Here is a 3,301-nt window from a genome sequence, read left to right as displayed (position 1 = left end):
GAAAGTAACTACAGAAATAACCGTCCAATTAAGAATGATTCCTTCAAAGGGATGATTCCTTACTCATTAGAATCAATTAAGCTTAAGAAAAGTGGAATGAAAACTTTCAAATTAAATGAAAAGAGATGTGCTAGTTATGACATTGTGAATGTTAAATTTGATACAAGTGTTAAAAGTGGGAATGATATTTTACAAGATGTTCCAAAGTGGATTAAAAATAAAGAAGAGTCCATTACAAAAGTGAAGGGGTATTTAGAAAAAGCTAAAAAGGTTAAGCAACGTGAGAATTTAGAGGAAAAGCTTGAGCAACTAGAAATTGAATTAGAATCGTTGAATAAACTGAAATTGGAATTAGAAACTAATAAGGAAGAAAATAATCCAGTATGGGAAAATAAATGCTTAGATGATTTGCGTCATGATTTATATACCAATGGATTTGATTTAGATGTTTATGATAAGAAGGAGAAGGGATATGTTAAGACTCATTTTGTCCTCTACACAAGAAGTACGGCAAAGAGTCGAACTGGTCAAGTGTGGTTTATCCGTGAAGATTTACATAAGGAAATGTCAGAATGGTCTAATATGAGATTAAATTTTGATAAGGATAACGTAGACTTGGCTGGGCTAATGGCTTATGAAAGTTTAGTCAGTAGTGCCATAGTTGATAAAATCGTAATTGATCCTGATTCAATATTAATAATTGATAAAGTTACAAGTTCATTTAATGACAAAAAGGTTAATGTAATTGGTTTAAAGGATGGGATGTTGAACTGTATACCTAAAAATCACCCAATTGAAAATGAATTGTTCGATGGTTCTGCACTGTTAGACAGTAGTTGTTTTGTAAGGGACTTTGCCAATAAGGGATTTATTCAGCTTAGAGAATCATTCTTTAAATGTGCAGCCTTCAATGTTGATCTCCAAGGATTCTATAAAGAGTATTTTAAAGAGGATTATGAGACAGCAACAGTAGAGGATATGTTTGGAAAGCCAATTAAAGTCAGCGAGATAAAAATGGTTATAAATCCGAGTGATCTGAAATTATTAAAATATAGTTATGCAGTAGGTACGAAAGAGGATATGTGGAATTACTGGAAGGAATTCATTAAAAATGAAAATAACAGTGAATTTGGGGTTTGTGGATGGGAAAATGTAACGAAGCGAATTGATAAAGATGATATTGAAGAGGGGAAAATATATCAGCAACTCTCATATCAGATGGTAAATTCTTTACCGACTAATTATAAACAGATTTCAGAATTAGTGAAATTTGAAGTTAATTATATAGATGGAATAAAGAACATTCCAGATAAATTTATGCAGTATCTTGACAGAACAAAAAACAACATGAACGCTAATCAAATGTTTATGGATATTTATGAATTTGATAAAGATATTGTTGAAACGCAGATATACCGTAACTTCAAAAAGGAAACGATTAGAAAATATCGTGAACATTTACAATCAGGGAAAATTAGAGTTTCTGGAGATTATTGTGTGTTAGGTGGAAATTTGGTCGAATACTTACTAGCCAGTGTAGGTGAGGTGCAAGGGGAATTAAAAGAATCCTTAGTATTTAAGGAAAATGAAATATTTACACCATTTCTTCCTCCTGGCGAAGTGGTTGGATTCCGTAACCCTCATGTAAGCCCTGCAAACCTACTAAGTGTCACAAACATTCGACCAGACCTTGAAACTGAACATGAAAATCCTAATCACAAATACTTTAAATATTTTAAAGTGACCGATAACATTGCGATTGTTAACGGATGTAATGGCAGTTTGTTAAATGATACATTGAACGGGTGTGATTTTGATGGGGATACATGCTTGTTCAGTAATTCGAGTATTCTTCTTGATATTGTTAATGAAGCAAAAGGAGAATTTCTTGTGCCAGTTAATGATATTCCATTAAAAGAAGAGAATGATGATTTGAATTTCCGACTAGAAAATAAATCTAAAGCAAAGGTGGACAATAAACTTAGTCTTAGCCAGAAAAGAATTGGCGCTATATCGAACCTAGGGCAACAGGCTTGCTCTATCATGTGGAATGAAGTACACAAGAAAAATCCTAATCAAAAGAAAATTAAAGAATTGCTTGAAATTGTTAACTCTCTTGCGGTTTGCTCAGGATTGGCGATTGATGGGGCTAAACGTGAGTACAAGTTGGATTTAGACGAGCAAATTAAACATTTCCGCAAAGTATTAAATAGAATGCTAATAGTTCATCAAGGCGAGGAAGTGAATAAATTAACTGGTGAATTAAAGAAAAAGGATTATAAAGTATTTCCTAAGTTTTGGAAGTTTGTGAAAGAAGAAAAGAAAAATAAAGACTCTGTTGAAGAAGTTGTAATTAGTGAGACGGTCACAAGTAAAATGCAAAGAGAAGGCATCTACTATAATACTCCGATGGATTGGTTAATCTATGTTTTAGATAAAAAAATAACAAGAGGTACTGGGGTTAAAAATCCCAAAAGACTTATTGAGTTATTAGTGGATGGACGTATTAAAGATGGAGACAGAAGGAAACAAGCTAATATTGAGCAACTTGCATTTGAATCACAACAGGGAACAAGTCGGTTTTATGCAATAGGATTTAATAATGAGGATGAAGAAGAGGAAATGCTTCGAGAAGTTGAAGTTATTATGGAAAAGTATGATCGAAAAGTTAGTAAGGTTAAAATGGACGAAAAAACAATGTACGCATTACTCGCTAAGATCAGTAAGCGAACTGAAGGTGAAGAGGAAAATATACGTCCTGATGGAGAACCTTATGCAAATTTACGTATTATGTTACATCTCTATAAAACTTACAAAGAATTATTCTTACAAGCATTTAAAAATATATCAAAAAATGCACACCACTAATCATGGGAAACTAGCATTGTCAAGGGTTTTATAAGTGTTTTTGAAGTGGCTATATGAGGGGGAAACTGGAATGCGAAGACTAGTCATTATTTTGTCGCAGCACCGAACACATTAGGTGAAGTAAGTGACTTTTTCCCCTCAAATTTAATCTTTTTATTTTTTAATTAAAATTGTTTAAAATAACCCAATTATAACATTAACACATGTTGTGTTTTGTCGTCAATACTAAAAATCAACATTAGCAAAAATTTTATAATCTCAATTGATTGTAGAATTTTTGGTACCGTTGATTGAGCACCAATTGTACCAAATTTAAACATTTTCTTCCGTTTTGTTGTTGTTTTGATGGGACAATGACAAAGTATCTACGCAGAGTTTTATTGATTCTGTTTATTATTCATAATATTTTTTCCTCTTCGAGACAGTCTTAAAG

General features: G+C 32.3%; 1 protein-coding gene. It reads left to right on the top strand.

Annotated elements, in window-relative coordinates; translation table 11 throughout:
• A partial coding sequence (locus V7149_RS23090) for a hypothetical protein (RefSeq protein WP_335347924.1) occupies positions 1 to 2,868 on the top strand: 2,868 nt, incomplete at its 5' end.
• Positions 2,869 to 3,301: the final 433 nt, after the last annotated feature.

Source organism: Bacillus sp. JJ1503 (genome assembly GCF_036965125.1).
Lineage (GTDB): Bacteria > Bacillota > Bacilli > Bacillales > Cytobacillaceae > Cytobacillus.
This window is presented reverse-complemented; position numbering and strand designations above follow the sequence as displayed.